Source organism: Mycobacterium sp., from assembly GCF_032162605.1.
Lineage (GTDB): Bacteria > Actinomycetota > Actinomycetes > Mycobacteriales > Mycobacteriaceae > Mycobacterium.
Window position 1 is genome coordinate 1 of record NZ_JAVROT010000194.1, and the last position, 17269, is coordinate 17269.

At 65.7% G+C, this 17269-nt stretch carries 13 protein-coding genes and 1 pseudogene; 1 reads left to right on the plus strand and 13 read right to left on the minus strand.

Features of this window, described 5'->3' with window-relative positions; translation table 11 throughout:
- Nucleotides 1–57: 57 nt before the first annotated feature.
- The 9 genes and pseudogenes from QOI01_RS12105 to QOI01_RS12145 all read right to left on the minus strand — a co-directional run bounded on the left by QOI01_RS12105 (nt 58) and on the right by QOI01_RS12145 (nt 9988).
- Nucleotides 58–663 carry a DUF1942 domain-containing protein gene (locus QOI01_RS12105; RefSeq protein ID WP_526381175.1) on the minus strand — a complete coding sequence of 202 codons (606 nt, stop codon included), beginning with the start codon at nt 661–663 and terminating at the stop codon, nt 58–60.
- Nucleotides 664–763: 100 nt separating this feature from the next.
- On the minus strand, nt 764–1531 hold the full coding sequence (locus QOI01_RS12110) for a cutinase family protein (RefSeq protein ID WP_526381197.1): 768 nt from the start codon (nt 1529–1531) through the stop codon (nt 764–766).
- A gap of 376 nt (nt 1532–1907) precedes the next feature.
- Nucleotides 1908–2981 carry an SAM-dependent methyltransferase gene (locus QOI01_RS12115; RefSeq protein ID WP_526381177.1) on the minus strand — a complete coding sequence of 358 codons (1074 nt, stop codon included), beginning with the start codon at nt 2979–2981 and terminating at the stop codon, nt 1908–1910.
- Between the two features lie 749 nt (nt 2982–3730).
- Nucleotides 3731–3955: pseudogene (locus QOI01_RS12120) on the minus strand (serine hydrolase); the annotation flags it as partial.
- Between the two features lie 201 nt (nt 3956–4156).
- Nucleotides 4157–5593: a short-chain fatty acid transporter gene (locus QOI01_RS12125; protein WP_526381179.1), complete on the minus strand. Its 1437-nt coding sequence runs from the start codon at nt 5591–5593 to the stop codon at nt 4157–4159.
- A gap of 638 nt (nt 5594–6231) precedes the next feature.
- Nucleotides 6232–6828: a DsbA family protein gene (locus QOI01_RS12130; protein ID WP_526381199.1), complete on the minus strand. Its 597-nt coding sequence runs from the start codon at nt 6826–6828 to the stop codon at nt 6232–6234.
- Between the two features lie 506 nt (nt 6829–7334).
- Entirely contained in the window at nt 7335–8939 is a 1605-nt protein-coding gene (locus QOI01_RS12135; RefSeq protein ID WP_526381181.1) for an alkaline phosphatase D family protein, read from the minus strand.
- A gap of 473 nt (nt 8940–9412) precedes the next feature.
- Nucleotides 9413–9652, minus strand: coding sequence for a hypothetical protein (locus QOI01_RS12140; RefSeq protein WP_526381183.1), 240 nt, complete (start codon nt 9650–9652; stop codon nt 9413–9415).
- The gene (locus QOI01_RS12145) at nt 9653–9988 is read right to left on the minus strand and encodes a GNAT family N-acetyltransferase (protein WP_526381185.1); all 336 of its coding nucleotides are present in this window, start codon (nt 9986–9988) and stop codon (nt 9653–9655) included.
- An 89-nt stretch (nt 9989–10077) separates the two neighbouring features.
- Between QOI01_RS12145 and QOI01_RS12150 the strand changes: the two genes are divergently transcribed.
- The gene (locus QOI01_RS12150; protein ID WP_526381187.1) at nt 10078–11010 is read left to right on the plus strand and encodes a serine hydrolase; all 933 of its coding nucleotides are present in this window, start codon (nt 10078–10080) and stop codon (nt 11008–11010) included.
- A 130-nt stretch (nt 11011–11140) separates the two neighbouring features.
- Here QOI01_RS12150 and QOI01_RS12155 read toward each other — a convergent pair whose 3' ends face one another.
- The 4 genes from QOI01_RS12155 to QOI01_RS12170 all read right to left on the minus strand — a co-directional run bounded on the left by QOI01_RS12155 (nt 11141) and on the right by QOI01_RS12170 (nt 16245).
- Complete coding sequence (locus QOI01_RS12155) at nt 11141–12412, minus strand: threonine/serine exporter family protein (protein ID WP_526381189.1); 1272 nt, start codon at nt 12410–12412, stop codon at nt 11141–11143.
- A 548-nt stretch (nt 12413–12960) separates the two neighbouring features.
- Entirely contained in the window at nt 12961–13800 is an 840-nt protein-coding gene (locus tag QOI01_RS12160; RefSeq protein WP_526381191.1) for a phosphoenolpyruvate hydrolase family protein, read from the minus strand.
- Nucleotides 13797–15008 (minus strand): Tm-1-like ATP-binding domain-containing protein, encoded by a 1212-nt coding sequence (locus QOI01_RS12165; RefSeq protein ID WP_526381193.1) that lies wholly within the window; start codon nt 15006–15008, stop codon nt 13797–13799. The genes QOI01_RS12160 and QOI01_RS12165 overlap by 4 nt, the downstream gene beginning before the upstream one ends.
- Nucleotides 15009–15798: 790 nt before the next feature.
- Nucleotides 15799–16245: an ester cyclase gene (locus QOI01_RS12170; RefSeq protein ID WP_526381195.1), complete on the minus strand. Its 447-nt coding sequence runs from the start codon at nt 16243–16245 to the stop codon at nt 15799–15801.
- Nucleotides 16246–17269: the final 1024 nt, after the last annotated feature.

Here is a 17269-nt window from a genome sequence, read left to right on the forward strand (position 1 = left end):
GTGGTCGTTCGATCGCGTGATGACCTTTTCGGTGTCCTAACTGAAATATCTAAAGTGTCAACGGATCTCGAGTGCCGTTGGCGATCCCACGCGCGGTTGCGGTCTAGGGTCCACTGGATGCCTAGGCTCCGGCCCGCGCGCTCTCGGCTGCGCGTCGGGCATTCTGTTTGGCTCAGCCGTTGCCGCCTGCGCCGGCCCCGTTTCCGCCGGCCCCCGGCGCCCCGCCAAGGCCACCGCCGTCACTGCCAGTAATCCCGCTATCCAAACCTCCGCTCGTATTGTCACCGGTGCCCGCGGCGCCGAAGGGCCCAACTCCGCAGAATCCGTGTTGGCGCTCCCGTCAGTTGGACCGCCGTTGATACTTGTGTCGGAGCTGCCCCCGGACTCGGCGCCATCGGGCATAGCGGGAGTGGCGGTCGCCACCCAGGCCAGAAGATCCTGCACACCGTCGTCATAGACAACGCTGTTGGGCACGCCGCCGACGACATCGAAGTACAGCTTGCCGGCGGAGGTGCCGCCCAGGCCCGGCGGCGCGCCACTGAGTGTTGAGACATTGCTGAGGACCCAGTAGTTCTGCCCGCTCTCGGCACGGGCGTTGAACAACGGGATCAGTTGTAACCGCCGCTCCCCCGAGCGCCTCGACGACACCGCGCCTTCATACAATCGGTCGGGGACCCGGGGACGGAACCGAGTCAGAACTGGGGGCGAGGCTATTCACGATGTAGCCGGTTATCGGAGCGCCACTGACGTCGTCGTCCAACTCTCAAGGCGTCGGTGTCGGTGTCGGTGTCGCAGGTGCGGGGGCGGCCCAGTCGCCGGGAGATAGCGGCGGCCCCGCAGCCGGGCCACCGGCGATGGGTGCCGCCGGGGGCGGCGCTGGTGGGCCGGCACCGAGCCGAGTGGCGGCGAAGTCGACTCCCTGCCTGACCAAGTCAGCGTTCTGCGTGTAGGTGTCGTGTGCGGCGAAGTTCAGCCCGTCGGAGCAGACCGCGTCGTCGACCGCGCACACCTTGAGGGTCTTGGCGTCATAGGTCGGCCCAATTACGACCGGCGGCTCGTCGAGGAAGTTCATCGCCCGCACATTCGGTACGGCGAACAACACTACGGCGGCGACGTGGTCGGCCACCTCCGGCGCCAGAGGCTTCGGCACGGTCGCGGGGTCAACCCCGTCCGGCACTGCCGCGGAGGTGACGAAACCCATGACCGCCGCGCCCTGGGAGTAGCCGCTCAGCACCATCTTGGTCTTGGGACAGTTCTGCGCCATGGACACCACGTGCCCACCCGCGTCCCGAATGCCCTCCACGCCGGTGGCCCACTCGTCACTGGCCGGGTAGTTCACCGCATAGACGTCTAGCGGCCGTGGGCCGAGTCGTGCGCGAAGCGAGTCGACGAAGGCTTGTCCGGTCGGCCCGACACCGGGAGCTTCACCGGTACCTCGCGCGAACACCACTTGCACGTCGGGACAGTTCAGCGCCGCGTTCGCCGACCATCCGCCGACGGAGTTGCCCAGTCCCGCCGCGATCATCGCCATCGCCGCCGCGATCCGCGCACTCGTATTCACGGTGTCCCCCCTCGTCGACGAACCATGTGGACGGCGTTTTCCCACAGGTTGGGGCGACCAAACCTGAATCTGCGCATGACTTAGCGGGCGCCGTGTCGTGGTGTCGGGTTCCGACGGCGGACTCGAGGTCCCCAGAGAGATTTCCACGACTCGGCGCCCCCGCAGTCGGACTTCTGTGGCAGCACAATTCGTGACTATTCAAGCTGTCTCAGGGAAATGTCCAATTGGACATGCGCCCCTCTTGTCTCAATGGCGCCAGAGTAGAACCCGGTCGGCCACTTGCGGCGATCTTGGATGGCGGCCGGACCGCTGGCTGGCCTCCAACGCCTCGCGCCCCCCGCTCCCGCTATGGGTCGAGCCGGTAGAAGCGCAGGAAGTCGTGCTCGATCGGCAGGATTGAGACCGCCGAGAACTCCGCTTTCGCGGCATAGCGCTCCAGGGTCGATCGCCGCATGACGGTGCCGGTTTCGGCCGATGGCTTCGAGACCATTCCCGTTGGCAGGCAATCCAGGACGCTGTAGCCGTAGAAGAGGCGTTCGGTCTCGCTCGCCGGCGCGTGGAAGGCGTCGGCCACGCGTTCGTCCGCCACGATCAGCGTCCCGCCCGGCGCGAGCAGCCGTCGCACGCTGGCCAGCACGTCCACCGGCCGCGACATGTCATGCAGGGCTTCCACGATCACGGCCAGGTCGTACCGCCCGGACAGCGACCGGTCAGCCGCGTCGCGCGCCTGGAACGTGACCCGGTCGGCCACGCCCGCGTCCCCGGCGTTGGCGCGGGCCAGCGCGATCGCTGCTTCGTCCAGGTCGAAGCCATCCACGGTCGTCGCGGGGTATCCGCGCGCGATGGAGACGGCTGCCCATCCCACGCCGCACGCTATGTCCGCGACGCGCGCGCCGGCCTTGAGCTTCTCGTGCACGTCGGGGACCTGGGGTAGGTACTCGGTGGCGAACGAGCCCACGAGCCACGGCCGGTTGAAGTCCCCCTGCGCCTCGACCGCGTCGGCCCCCTCCGCGGCGACGCCCTCGCCGGTCCGGTAAGCATCGACGAGCTTGGGGAGCACGCCGCCAAGGGCCGCGAGCGAGCGGCAGACGGCCGCCATCGCGTACGGACTCTCCGGATCGATCAGGGCTTCGGCGTGGCCGGCCGGAAGTGAGAAGCGCCGCTCCTCCTCCGGCTTTGCGGCGTCGTCCACCTCCAGGATCGCGCTGGCGGCCTGCTGCTCGAGCCATTCTCGCGCGTAGCGGGCATACATGCCGGCGTGTTCGGCGAGCTCGCCGGCCGTGAGCGGCCCGTGCTCGGCCAGCATGCGGTACAGGCCCAGGCGGTCCCCCAGATAGACGGTGAACACATCCATCGTGCCCAGCGCCGACGCGAAGACACGCTCCACGAACGCGTCGCGAATCTGATCCGTGCTGCTCATCGCACTTCCCCTCTCTCGCGGCGGACGCCGCGATCATGGCACCCTCTCCATACCTTCACCGGATTCGTGCTTCCCGGTTTCTTATGAGGCTTCACTAACTTGGTGCTTCCCAGTTTGTTCTGACTTTTGTTCGATGTCACTCATGATTCCCCTGGGGATTGCCTCCATCTGCAGCTTTCGCTCAGTGGGACTACCGCGGAAGACCATTCGAAACCACGTTCGGAGGCCGGTAGGCGCAGAGTCGGCAAGTCGACTGCGCCAACATTCCGGGACCTCACAACAGCGTGCCTATACCGCAGAGTGCGGCCCGCCATCTGTGGGGATCCAGGGCGGCGGGCCGAGGAGGGACCCTCGGTCTAAGACTGGCTGAGGCTAGGTCTACGCAGATGGTTCATTAGAGCGGTCTGAACCGACCGTCGTGAAGCATTGGCCGCGAAGCTACAACGCTTCTGCGAGAACAAGACTGGCATGGTCGATATCGCGTCGGGCTGTCCGTGGGACAACGTGTATGCACCCTCGACGATCGAACCCTGTTGCGGGAGTCCACCTTCGGCCATGCCCGCCAGTTGGAGTCGGTATTGATCGGCCACCTGAGGCGGCTGTGTGAGCCGGTTGAGCTGCCGCCCGGCGCCGACGTGCCGCCAGGCCAGGGGCAGCTGCAGGTGCGGATCCGCCACTGGCGGGGCGACCCCTGGATCGCCGGGAAGCGAGCGTCCGCCGTGATGGACGCCGCCACGTCGGGCGTCGAAGGCGAGGTTGCCCATCTCCTTCTGCTGCAGAGCCGCGACGGTGGTCAGCAATTTGGTCATCGACATGATCCGGAAATGGGTGTCGGCGCCGATCGGGTCGCGGCGACCGGCCACCGTGGAGCCCGCGCCACCCTCGTAGATCACGCCGCTGCGGTCGGCGGCGATCGCGGCGACGCTCGGTACGGCGCTGGCGTCAACCGCCTCCTGAAGGACCTTGTCGATCATCGAACTCACGGGATCTTCTCCTCGCGATTGGGGAGTGTCGGCCGGTTGACACCCTGGTCCCGTCCTCCCCTACGCGTCAACAGATCACCACGGTGGAGGCGAAGTACGCGGGCGGTGGCGTTCCGAGGCGCCGAGCCGCCGAGGCGCCGCCAAGTGTTCGGACTTCAACGATGCTGGCGGTGAGCGGCCAACATGCCGGCCTTAAGGAGCAGGGGGGACGACAGGGGGGACGAAGTCGAATGTCATCCCGAGCAACCACACCAGCGCCAGGACCGCCGGCAGGTGGAAGATGAACTGCAAGAACGTGAATCCAACCAGATCGCGCGCCCTGAGCCCCAGCACCGCCAGCAGGGGCAGCATGAAGAACGGGTTGATCAGGTTCGGCAGCGCTTCGGCCACGTTGTAGATCTGAACCGTCCAGCCCAGGTTCATCTGGACATCCGTCGCCGATTGCATGACGTACGGGGCTTCGACCAACCACTTTCCGCCGCCGGATGGGACGAAGATACCGAGCACGACGGTGTACAGGGCGATGACGACTGCGAAGGCCCCGCCGCCGACGTTCGTGAACAATTCCGCCAGCAGATCCGAGACCGTCCGGCCGCCGCTGCCTTCTGCCTTGGTGAGAATCGCCGCCATGGCGGCGTACAGCGGAAACTGGACGAGGATGCCGCCCGTGGCCGGTACGGCTTTGACGACGGCTTGCAGGAACTTGCGTGGCGTCCCGTGCAGCACGAGCCCCAAAACCAGGAAGACCAGCAGATATCCGTTGAGGCTGCTGACGACGGACAGGACGGGCTTGGTGAGCAGCTGGGAAATCAACCATCCCAACGTCATCAGGCCCGCCAACGCGGGCAGGATGCGGCTGTACTCGAGCCATTCTCCCGGCCGCGTGCGTGGCGGCACCTCTTCATTGTGGTCGTCCAAGTCCACGTCCAGATCCTCGGCGGTCCTGATGGCCGCACCCCTCGGTGCGGAGAAGTGAGCGATCACCGCGGTCAGCGCGATGATGATGGCGCACATGAGCAGGGACTGCCACGTGAAGATCGTGGTGCCGAAGTCGAGAACCCCCGTGATTTTCAATAGCTCCGGAGGCAGCGAGCTGGCGGTTGCCTGCAATTGAGCGGCCGACGAGGACATGCCCAGGGCCCACACGGCGCCCAGCCCCATAAAGGCCGCGGCGCCGAGCGCACGGTAGTCCACCCGCAGGTCGGTCCGACGCGCGATCGCCCGGGCCAGCAGACCACCGAATACCAGGCTGAGCCCCCAGTTCAGGAAGGAGACCGACATAGACAGCAGCGCAACGAAGCTCACCGCGCTCCTCGCCGTCTGGGGCATGGTGGCGAGGCGTTCGATCAGCCTGGCCACCGGCGGGCACGTGGCGACGACGTACCCGGTCAGTACCACCATGGCCATCTGCAGGGTGAATGCGGTCAGATCCCAGAAGCCGTCGCCAAAAGCATTCACGACCGTCTGCGGAGAGGACCCGTTGGCCAGCGCGGCGACGGCGACGAGGACGACTCCTGCCAAGGCAACGACATACGCGTCCGGAAACCACTTCTCCGTCCAACCGGCAAGCGACTGGGCGACCCGCGCCAATCCCTTCTCGGAGTGAGATTCTTCAGTGGCAGATGTCATACGGCCGTTCCCCTTCCCTCTCCGCGCCCCACGCACCCGCCCAGCGGGGCAAGACTCAGGCGTGGACGAGCATGACCTGGCACTCCCGATCTGATGCTGAGCGTTGGCTACAACAGCCGGCATGCGATGTGGCGCCGCCCGCATACCGGTTCGGTCACTCAGTATCGCGCCTGTGCAGGCGTTGTCGATGAAGAACTGCGCGAACTACATCGGCGAAAACGATGAAGACGATCGCGCGGCCGAGTGGCCGGGACCGGAACCACAAACGACGACGAGAGCGATGCGGGTGGCCACGTCGCGGCCTAGACCTGGCAACTCGAATTCGGAGCAACTTCGCCGTTGGCGCAGGCTAGTCGGGAGGACCGTGATCTGCAGGCGCAAGGAGCGGCTGGTTGGGTTCATGACTGCTGGAGTATTGATCGTGCCGGATCGGTTACAGCCCGATGATCGACGGCTTGATCGCAAAAGCACGGATCGCCAATGATGCCGGGGGCCAGGCGGTTTGGCTCGGGCTCACCACGCCCCGCGCAGACTGCGTGCCGCAGCGTCCTCGGCCACACTCCGGTGGCCTGCGCGGCCCCTGCGAGTGAGACGGACCCGCGTAGCACCATGATCATGCTCCGCTAAACGTGCCCGTCTCAGCCAGGAAGCTCAGCCAGCCAGTCCGATTCTCCATCGACCGGGCCGCCGTTGATCACGACGAGCGGGACTCCCGGCTTGGGAAACTGGTGCAGGGCAGCGAGGTTGTTGGCTGCGACGGCATGCGGGTCATAGCCAATCGGCAGGCCGACTCTGATGAGATCCTGAGCCGGTTGTGGCGCGCCGACGCGATTGGCCAAGTCGGCCAGCTGATCGTTGCTCAGATCCGTGGGCCCCTTCTCCTTGGGCTGCTGGTCGGCTGAATAGATCAGCTGAACGAAGCGCCACGTGATGTCACTCGCGCGTGAGCGGTCAGCCACCACGTAAGCCGCGTAGGTCGCTCGGCTGTCGTATGCGCCGCTGGCAGAGTACTTGTCGAGGAAGTCCACGAACCGCAGGTTGACACGCAGTGTGCCGCCCTCTAGGCGTCTACCGATCTCGCCGCCCTGAGCCCGCACCATCTTTCCGCTGTATGGGCACAGCGGATCCACGAACAGATCGATCTGCCCGATCGCATCGGGGTCACCTATCGAGATCGCATCGCCAGCCGGACCCGCCACGGCCGCATGCGCCACGCCGGCGACTGGTCCGCACATCAGGAGCGTCACCGTCACGCCGAGGACCGCCCCGAGGGCACGAAACGAACGGTTCGCCGATCTTTCAGTCATGACCCCATCATCCCGCGCCGCCCGATGACCATGGTCAGCGCACTGATCAACCGCAACCTCGCGCCACCGGCCGCGGTCGGAGAATCCTTTGACATGCGAACAGGGTGACGCATTCCGTCAGATCAATGTGGCAGCAGGTTGCCGCTCTGCTCCCAACCAGGATAAGACCCGACCACGGTCGCGATCCTGGCGTCCAGCAACGACAATGACGGCTCCGCAGAGCGGCGTAGGCGCCATTACTCTGCCATCGGACGGCAGGCCTGCCAAAGCACTCCGTGCCTCAGCCCCATCGCACTTAGTCTCCGATTCTCATTTCCTGTCGTAAATGACATCGAGACTATATTCAACGATATTCAAAATGAGACGACGACATTTGTGGCCTGTGCGGTGTCCCTCCGCCGAGCTACCGCTCGCGACGTGGTCCAGGCCTTCCGCTATGCCGGCGGCAACTCCTTGGCGTACAGAGACTTTCCCAGGGCATCGCACAGGGTGACCGTCAGCGCCAGCGACTCGGCGTCGATCGTGACTTCGCCGAAGTGCTGAAAACCTTCGGCGGGCGACGAGTTCTCCTCCTCCGGGGCGTGCACGAATTCATACCGCGCACCGAACGTGCCGTCGAGCGGGCTCTGCGGGAAAGCGCCGGCGTTGAGCGGCCCGGACACGAACTCCCAGAACGGTGCGAAGTCGTCGAACTGCGCCTGCTCCGGGTGGTACGAGATCGCGGCCGTGTAATGCACGTCGGCCGTGATGAATACGACGTTTCGTACGTTCTTGATCTCGGACAGGATGCGGGAGAAGGCGATCTCGCGTCCCAGCGGCCGGCCATCGTCACCTTGGGCGACCGCCTCCATCGAGGCGGGTCCATAAGGCGGGTTGGTCGCCTTGTCCGGTACGACGATGCTGATCGGCAGGTCATTGGCGACCACCTTCCAGACCGCCTTCGACGCCTTGAGGCCGTCGATGAGCCATTGCGTCTGCTTGTGCCCGAGGATCCCACCATCGTCTGATTGCGCCCAGGCGCGCGGGTTTGGGTCCTTATAGGTCCGCATGTCCAGGATGAAGACGTCGAGCAGCGGGCCGTAGGAGACCTTGCGGTGAAGGCGCCCGTCTGCGGCCTCCGACGGGTCGACGGGCTGCCACTCACGCCACGCCTGGTAGGCGTAGCCGGCCAGCTCGTCAGCCTCGGTTTCGGTGTAGCCCTTGCGGTCCTGGCCCACGAGCGACTCGCCGGGGAACCAGTTGTTGATCACCTCGTGGTCGTCCCACTGGACCAGCTGCGGAACCGTGGCATTGAACCGACGGTAGTGCTCGTCGGTGAGGTTGTAGGCGTAGTTGCCGCGGAAGCCGTCGAGTGTCTGAGCGACGTGATCCTTGGCCGGCGAGGTGACGCTCGCGTACATGCTGCCGTCGTTCTGCTTCTGTGTCCCGGGCACCGGACCGTCGGCATAGATCGCGTCGCCCGAGTGCACGAAGAAGTCCGGTCGGCGGTCGGCCATCGCGCCGAAGATCGCCATCCCGCCCTGCCGGTTGATTCCCCAGCCCTGGCCGACGACGTCGCCGGACCAGACGAACGTGACGTCCTCGGATCGTGCGGGCACGGTCGTGAAGACACCCACCGCCGGCTCCGACGTAGCGCCGCTCTCGCCCTCCAAGGTCACGCGGTAATGCACAGTCTGGCCCGGCTCGAGGCCGGTCACGCGCATCCGTCCCGTCCCGTCGGACTGCGGCGTCAGCTGCGGCCCCTCGATGCGGACGGGGTTCGAGAACGACTCCGTGGCCGAGGTTTCGACGATCATGCGCGCCGGGGAATCCGAGCGGGCCCACACCAGTGCGCCGTCGGCCCGGGGCTCACCGCTGGCGACACCATGGGTCAGGCGGGGCCGGGAGGCAATCAGACTCGTGCTTGTCGGTGCGCCGCCGTTGCCCGAGGTACCGCACGCCTGCAGGGCTGCCGTCGCGGGCACGAGAAACGCACCGGCCAACGAGGCGCGCAGGAGGGCACGGCGGGCAATCACCGGTCGGCGTTCGGTGGGGACCATCGGGGCCAGCATGCGGTGTCTCGGCTACGAGACGACCAACACCATCACGGCGAAGGGCGACCGGCTGGTGTCACGGAGGTGAACGGGGCCGCGTTTCACCATCGCGCCCGACCACGTGTAGGACGAAGACGTGTAGGACAACCATGCGCACCACTGGTGAAGGTGACCGACGGAGTTGGAGGCGGGCACGGGTTCATCAGTTCGCGATCCATCCGCCGTCCGAGACATTGCACCGGCGGTGGAGTTTCTGGCCTCGCCGGCTGCGTCGTATGTACACGGCACCAGTCCGTCGTCGTCCGACTCCTCCGCGCCGCGTGTAGGTTCTCACGTTTCGCCGCATCGGCAGACGTCGCTGAACTGCCTTTTTGGGATCCGTCTCACGGCGGCCTCACCGCGGTTTGTCTCACCAACCGCTTCGTTTCCTACAGCGCGAACAGCGGCCACCGCCGGTTGAGCTTTGGCGGCATTCCTGATCAATTCGAGTTGGCTACTGGCGGCCGGCCGCTGCGGGTGAGCAGTTCGACAATTGGCTCCGCGCCGCTGATGCTGGGGGCGTGCAGACGGCGGCCCGGCGACTCTAGCCATGTGGCGCGATCCAGTTGATAGAGGTGTTCGGTGTGGCGGCGGCCGTCTTCGGTGATGTCGTGGCGGCCGATGAGGTGGTAGCCGAGTTTGGTGTACACCGTGACGCCGGCGCGGTTGTCTTCGAGCACCTAGGACTTCGCTAGTTCCGCGGACAGGTGTGCGAAGGCTAGCTCGAGAACGGCTGCGCGAGAACGGGTTCCGAGGCCGCGGCGCTGAAGTGGGGCGAGCAGCCAGGAGGTCGTTCCGACGATGCGACGGTCACGCCATTGATCGAATCCGGACAGGCTCTGCATGCCGACCGGTTGGTCGGAGACAATTATGGCGAGATCGAGTGTCCAGCCGGGGTGTCTTGTGAGTTCGCGATTCGACTGCGCCCGCGCAATCCGCTGGTGTGCGATCTCCTCGGGCGTTCGATTGTGAATCCATGTCACGAAGTGCGAGTCCGTCTTCGGCCTCACCCCCATACCGTCAGGGCCAGCCGGTTACGCTGGGGTACCGGTGGGCGGAGAGTTGACCCCGCTCCCCTGGTTCAGGATCTGCTCAGAGGAGACTTATGCGTCGGCGGCGGCTGCCGAATCGGGCGATGACGAGACTGGCAATCGTCTGTGCGGCGCTGCTCGTAAACGGTTGTGAGGCACAGGTCTGGGGTACACCGCCGGCCGCTGAGAACACCCCGCAGGCAACAGTCGCCGCCCCCCAGACCTCGCTTCCTGCGCTGCCCGAAGCCCTTCCCGCCCAGCCGACGGCGCCACTCGACGGACTCGACGCCCGCGTCCGTCAAGCCACCGCCGATGCGGCCGAGTCTGGGGCCGACATCGAGACCGTCGTGTTGGACCGCAACACCGACCAGATCGTCTCCAACGGGGCCAACAAGCCCTTCCCGATCGCGTCCGTGGTGAAGCTGTTCATCGCCGACGACCTGCTGCTGCAGGAGTCGGAGGGCGAGACGAAACTATCAGCTGCCGACCGCAACTCACTCGACATCATGCTGCGCTCCTCCGACGACAACGCGGCCCAGAACTTCTGGAACCGCAGCGGTCAAAACGCCATCATTGCGCGCGTCGTGGCTCGGTACGGATTAACGGGCACGACAGCACCCTCCAACGGACACTGGGACGTCACGCTAAGCACCACAAGCGATCTCGTCCGCTACTACGACATGCTGTTGGGCGGCACCGGTGGGCTGCCACCCGAACAGGCCAACGTCATCATCAGCAACCTCGCGCAATCCACACCGACGGGAACCGACGGGTATCCGCAGCGGTTCGGCATCCCCGAGGGGCTCTATGCCGAGCCGGTTGCGGTCAAGCAGGGCTGGTTATGCTGCTGGAACGGCGCGAATCAGTTGCACGTGTCCACCGGCACGATCGGACCCGACCACCGTTACGTGATGGCGATCAGCTCCCTAGAACCCGACGATGCCGCCGCCGCCCGCGAGACCATCACTCAGGCCGTCAAGACGATGTTCCCAGGCGGAAAGATCTAACACCGCCGGATTCACTGCAGGGACTTCGTAAGAGGTATCGCAGTCCGGACTGTAAACCGTCCAGGCCCCGGCGGTTCTGCCCCGTGCCGCCAGCGGCGCGTAGCGGTATCTACTCCAGGGATGAGGCCGTTCAGCGCAGAAGGCTCCGGCCCGGCCGACCGCGTCCGCGCAGCGGATACCCGCGCCGCAGCCTGTGGAGGGCACCGCCGAAGGACCGAGCAACGGCCGCGCCGACCAACAACCCGACCGCGATCGCACAGACCACCGTCGCCACCCCGAATGCGTTCGCTCCGCCACCGCTGGGATTGGTGATGAGGGCAGTAGTGGAGAGCAGACCCAGGCTGCCGGGGACGAGCAGCCAGAATGCCGGCAGGAAGACCACCAACCGCGGCAGGTTCGGACGCACGGCCTCGACGAGCGACGAACCCAGGCTGGCGGCGACCGCGCCCAGGAAGCTGCCGAGCACTGCACCACCGACGTGCTGTCCGAAGCTCTGGGCGGCGAAGGCGAGGATCAAGACCACGGTGATCCAGGGCAGCAGTCGCACCGGCGGACTCTCCAGGACCCCGATTCCGATGCTGATCAGAATCAGCCCCAGCGGCGCGGCCCACCAGCCGAGTGTGTCGACGCGGAGATTGGCCAATTCGGCTGCAGGCACGGTGATCACGTGGCTGGCCGCAACGATGCCGAGGGTGAACAGGAGCAGCTGGACCAGCCCGAAGATCAACCGGGACGCTCCGGCCACCATGTCGCCCGCGGCCAGCTCCGACATCGCGGTGACGATCAACGCGCCGGGCAACAGCACGGCGAGCGGCGGCAGCAGGGTGCGCAGCGGTCCGTCCAGCAAGTCGGCGTTGGCGGCTGCGAAGACCCCGCACGCCAGAAGGAAGGCCGCAAGCGTCGGTAGCAGCGTGGCGATCAGGCCGAACCGCTGCCCCAGGCGGAAAAGGGCGACCACCACGACGGCCCCGACGGCCGCGAAGGCGACGTTGGCGCCGCCGGGCTGGAGGATGAGAGCGATCCCCGTGGCGATCGCGATCCAACCGAGGTTGGCCAACCACTGCGGATAGCGGGGTGGGCGATGGCGCAGCTCGAGAAGCTCCTCGGTGGCCTGGGACACCGTGAGGGTGGACAGCGACAACCGATGACGGATCGCCCGGACCTCGGCGGCCTGGTCGAGACGCAGTCCACCCTTGACCGACTCGAACGTCGCGGCGGCGCCGCTGGCCAAATTCAGCATGACCCCGGTCGGCGATGCCGCGATCTGGACGTCGGGGTATCCCAGCGCGGCGCTCACCTCAGCCAGCTCGTCCTCCACGTCGCTGACCGGCTGCCCCGTCGCCACCATCGCGGCGCCCAGGTAGGCCAGTAAGGCGCGGACGGCGTCGTCGTCTTCGGACACGGCGTCACTCTGCCAGGTCGAGGCGCAGGGTCAGAGAATACTTGCCAAGAACGCTTGGGTGCGGGGCTGCTGCGGATTGCTCAGCACGTGGCGAAGCGCGCTGGCCAACACCCCGACGCCGCCAAACATGAAGACGAGTTGTTCCGCGATTTAGCGGCCGAAACCGATCTCGTAATGACGACGATCATGGTCATGCAGTCCTTGGCTAGCTGCCTCATGACGTCGAATACCCCCCATCCGTTCCGTTCGGGATCGAGCGCCGAGGTCGGACCGCTAGGTCCGGCAACATGAATTGGCGCGCTCTCCGAGAGCGTACGGCGACACCGCGTCGGGGCCGGCGTCAGCGGTCCCCCGAAGTACTACGAAGATTTGGGGCGGGCGCCCAAGCCGGGCGGCGCCCACCGGCCTTCTCGTGGCCGCCAAGAAGTCCGCTCACGGTGCGTCGTCCTCGCTAACCCACGCACCAGAAAGGCCCACAGGGGTGTCCGGGTGCCCCGTTCGGGGCCTGCCAGCGTGGACCTTACGAGTGTGCATCAATCGACCGCGGTCTAACGCTCTTGTGCCAGGCGGTGTTTGAATGCCCGAACCTGCTCCGTGAGCGCCGACTCCACGGGCAGGCGTTCCATTGACGACGCGCCGTAGAATCCGTGGCAGTGCCGAGCGGCGCGATATACGTAAGCGGCGTCGTCGGGCATCGCGATCGGGCCGCCGTGACACAGGACCAGCACGTCCTCGCGTATGTCAAGCGCAGCCTGGGCGAATTCGTCTATCAGCTCGACGCACTCATCGAGCGACTTGGATGTGTTGGCGCCGATCGACCCTCCCGCGGTCAGTCCCATATGACACACGATGATGTCGGCACCGGCTTCTGTCATCGCCCGCGCGTCAGCGGCGGAGAACACGTACGGGGTGGTCAGCAGGTCCGCGGTGTGGGCGGCTTTGATGAGGTCGACCTCGAGGTCGTATCCCATTCCGGTCTCCTCCAGGTTGGCCCGGAACATACCGTCGATCAGGCCGACGGTCGGGAAGTTCTGGATCCCGGCGAAGCCGAGATCGGCCAGCTCCCGTAGAAACCGGTCGGTGAGCATGAAGGGGTCGGTGCCGTTGACTCCTGCGAGAACCGGGGTGTGCTCGACGACGGGCAGCACTTCGGCGGCCATCTCGACCACGACGTCATTGGCGTTGCCATAGGCAAGTAGCCCGGCAAGTGATCCGCGGCCGGCCATTCGGTAGCGACCCGAGTTGTAGATGACGATCAGATCGGCGCCGCCAGACTCTTCGCATTTCGCTGACAGTCCCGTGCCCGCGCCCGCGCCGATGATCGGCGCGCCGGCGCGCGCCATCGCATGGAACTTCTCGACCAGCTCGGCGCGGACGAATCGTTTCATGCGAGCACCTCCTGCCACGCGGCGACGGCGACGTCGGCGAACTCTGGGTCGTTGATGTGATGAGGGACTCGCCGTACCACGCCCGTCCGATGCACCGCTGCCTCGATCGTCGAGAACAACGCTTCGTCCGCGGCGGGATCCCAGAACGGCTGTTCGGGTGCGTCGAGCGCGGACACTCCGCCGGTGGGCAGCAGCATCCGCACTGGGCCCGTGCAGGCGTTGAGTTTCTCCCCCAGGAACTGGCCGATCGCGACGTTCTCCTCAACCGTGGTGCGCATGAGTGTGACGTTCTCGTTGTGCTGATAGAACAGGCGGCCGTCAAATGTCGCGGGTACGGTGCCACGGGCCCCGAAGTTAACCATGTCCAGAGCGCCGCATGATCCGACGTACGGCACGTGGGTGCGCGCGATCGCATCGAGCCGGTCGGGCCCCGCGGCCATCACACCGCCGACGATCAGATCGCACACCTCGGTCGTGGTGAGATCGAGCACTGAACTGATCATGCCGTCGTCCACCAGCTTCTCCATGGCCTTGCCGCCGGTGCCGGTCGCATGGAAAACCAACGGGTCCACCGCATCACTGGCCGCGCGGCCGGTGGCCCGCGCAATGCGCTCGACCACCGCGCTGACACACGGCGTGGTGACGCCGAACATCGTCAGGCCGACCGCTGGCCGCTCAATCGCCGCGGGAATCGAGTGGGACGCGATCCCTGCCAGCGCATGGGCCGCGTTGCCCAGTACCTGCCTGGATATCCGGTTGAGGCCGGCGACATCGGTCACGGAATGCCACATGGCGATGTCGGCAGCGCCGACATACGGAGCGACGTCCCCGGACGCGACCGTCGAAACCATCAATTTGCCGACACCGACCGGAAGGGCCCGCATCGCCGCCGCGATGACTGCGGTGCCACCAGATCCACCGAGTCCCAGCACTGCGCGGACATCGTTGCGTGACGTCAGGAAACGTTGCAGCCCAACGGCCATCGCCTCCAGGGCACTGCCCCGATCACCGGTGAAAACGGCCTCGGCGCCGTCGGGGTGATGCGCTGCGACGTCATCAGCTGTGACGTCTGCCTCGGCACTTCGCTGCTGTCCGGTCGACACGTCCACGGTCACGACGTCGACACCGGCCGCGCGCGCGAGGCCGGCCACATACGACAATTCAATGCCCTTGGTGTCAAATGTTCCGATCACGTATGCACGACGCATAGCACCGGTTCTAGCACGAACCACGCCACATGGGCTGCCATCTACACGCCAGTCCACTCCTGCGATCTGAGCGCGTTATTGTCGGCAAACACTGCAATTCGGGTCATCGGGCAGGCGGAAGCCCACCGCGAGTGACAGCGCGCCCAGGCGATTAGCAGCCGAAAGTTCAGATCCCCGTGGTTCCCTCAACGTGATCGGATACCGCTTGTGCGTTCCGGTGCCTTCACTGTGTAGACGAACCAGCGCTGCAGAGCGTGAGATCGAGCACGTTACCGAGCACCACGCACGCCAGTCCGGACTGGCCCAGCGCGATAGCGCAGCCAATCGACGAATCGTGCGATTGCAGACCTGTGCGCTTCCGCGATATCACGATCACGCCAGCACCTCCTGGTATGGATCTGCACCACGCGATCACTCGCCTGCTGGGCGAGGCGACCAATCCCATCGACGCCACCATCGCGGACGCCGTCGCATGGCTGTGTCCGGAACGGGGCCGTGAACCGTCGACCGCGGCGGACTCTTGCCCATCACCGGCAGTACCAACGCCACTGGCGGGCATGTCCTTACGTCTCTCGGACCGTGGTCGCGACCAGACATGGGTCCGCAGCCATGGGCTGCTGCGCGCCTGTCGCTGCATCTGGAGGACTCACCCTGGCGAATGTTATGCGTCCGGGCGGTGGCGGTGACGGCGCGGGCCGCGCGAAGTGGGGATACCTCGCCGCGGCCCACTGATGAGGCGATCACGCCACCCGAGCGATCATGGACCGCCGGGTGCACGCGCATCGCGGGGTTAGTCCGGCTTGATCAGATCCAGCTGCTGCAGGACGGTCACTCCGTCATCCAGCCCGATCTCCTCGACGATCAGGCCGTCGACGACCTTGAGAACCGACGTTCCGGTGAACCGCATCGTCTTGTTGGTGCCGGCCGGTAATGCACCGATTGGCATGTCATCGAAAGCTTCACCGGTCTGAGTGCCGCCGCCGATCCACTGGCCCACCACGTAGTCGCCTTCGGCGATCAGATCAGCGGTAGCGCCGAACGCCAAGTCCGGGAACGCCGCGCGGAACTTGGTGGCGAAGGCCCTTACCTCGTCGCGGCCACGGCATGGGGAATGCAGGGAATACTCGAAACGGATGTCCGGTGCGGCCAGTTCGCCGATGACATCGGGGTTGAAGTTCTCGCCCCAGAATTCGGTGAACCACCGTCCGACAACCGCCTTGTTCTCCTCGATCGACATTGAATGTTCCTTCCCACGTTGGCAACTGAGCGCTGCGGGGTGGAAGCGCTCACTAGGAAGACGCCGACCAACGTCCAGACGTGAGGCCGCCGGAGGAAATGCTCACAGGGCCGTGGATCAACACAGTTTGAAACGGTGTGCCCGCCGTGTAGCGTCTCACCGCCGATCGCAACCCACGGCGTTCACAACCTGCGGTTTCCGCACAAGTCTCACGGCGGCTGGCGACTAGTTTGTCTCACGAAGCACTTCATTTCCTATGACGTCGGTTCTCGGTGACGTCAGGGCGCCACCGCCATCCAGAGCGCGGCGTCGATACCTCGCAAGAGACTGACGTAGGAGGGCCGAGTGCGATCACCGTGCCCCAGTCGACAGGCACAAACGGATCCTCCTCGGCACCAAGCTTTTACCGACACTCTCGACCTGCGTCAAGATCTCCGATGGGGCGAGGTCACGGGCGTCGGGGGCGGCACCTCTCCGGTGATGGCCGTCCACTGCGCGGCCGAGCACAAGTGAACGAACACCCGCCGGGAACCGGTCTGGTCGTAGTCGGCAAGTGTCGAGACGCAGCGAAGATTGACAGGAATCGCCGGGCTACTTTGACAAGAATTCGGCGTCGCGAGAGCTTGTCAATCTTGGCTGCAAATGCCAGCTGAGAGGTCCGTTTCTGTCGTGAACTACGAGATTGGTGTCATCCGGCGGGCGGCCCACGGTCTGTGCTCTTGTCCGGCCGAGTGGAACTGTTCCCCGACGACATTGCGGACAGCCCCTCAGGGGCCTTCCTGTGCTTCCCGTTCTTCGTTCTTCAGGCCGACTAGCGCGGTTTCAGAACATATTTGGGCTTGAGGGGACGCTCCGAGAGGCGACCGTTGGCGAGATCGTGCCTCCGCCAGCGAAAGCCTCTACCCAGGGCCGCTGCTCGAGTCGAGCGCACAGCAGCGACCCGATGCCGAATGGCGGTGGCAGCAGTCTCAGCCGGTATGCATTCGCTGACGGCGCCTCGGCATCCGGTGTCGAGTGCGCAATC

Coding starts and splice junctions, on each gene's coding strand:
- QOI01_RS12110 (WP_526381197.1), bottom strand. CDS start 1,531: ATGGCGATGATCGCGGCGGGACTGGGCAACTCCGTCGGCGGATGGTCG.
- QOI01_RS12115 (WP_526381177.1), bottom strand. CDS start 2,981: ATGAGCAGCACGGATCAGATTCGCGACGCGTTCGTGGAGCGTGTCTTC.
- QOI01_RS12125 (WP_526381179.1), bottom strand. CDS start 5,593: ATGACATCTGCCACTGAAGAATCTCACTCCGAGAAGGGATTGGCGCGG.
- QOI01_RS12130 (WP_526381199.1), bottom strand. CDS start 6,828: ATGTGCGGACCAGTCGCCGGCGTGGCGCATGCGGCCGTGGCGGGTCCG.
- QOI01_RS12135 (WP_526381181.1), bottom strand. CDS start 8,939: ATGGTCCCCACCGAACGCCGACCGGTGATTGCCCGCCGTGCCCTCCTG.
- QOI01_RS12145 (WP_526381185.1), bottom strand. CDS start 9,988: ATGGGGGTGAGGCCGAAGACGGACTCGCACTTCGTGACATGGATTCAC.
- QOI01_RS12150 (WP_526381187.1), top strand. CDS start 10,078: ATGCGTCGGCGGCGGCTGCCGAATCGGGCGATGACGAGACTGGCAATC.
- QOI01_RS12160 (WP_526381191.1), bottom strand. CDS start 13,800: ATGAAACGATTCGTCCGCGCCGAGCTGGTCGAGAAGTTCCATGCGATG.
- QOI01_RS12165 (WP_526381193.1), bottom strand. CDS start 15,008: ATGCGTCGTGCATACGTGATCGGAACATTTGACACCAAGGGCATTGAA.
- QOI01_RS12170 (WP_526381195.1), bottom strand. CDS start 16,245: ATGTCGATCGAGGAGAACAAGGCGGTTGTCGGACGGTGGTTCACCGAA.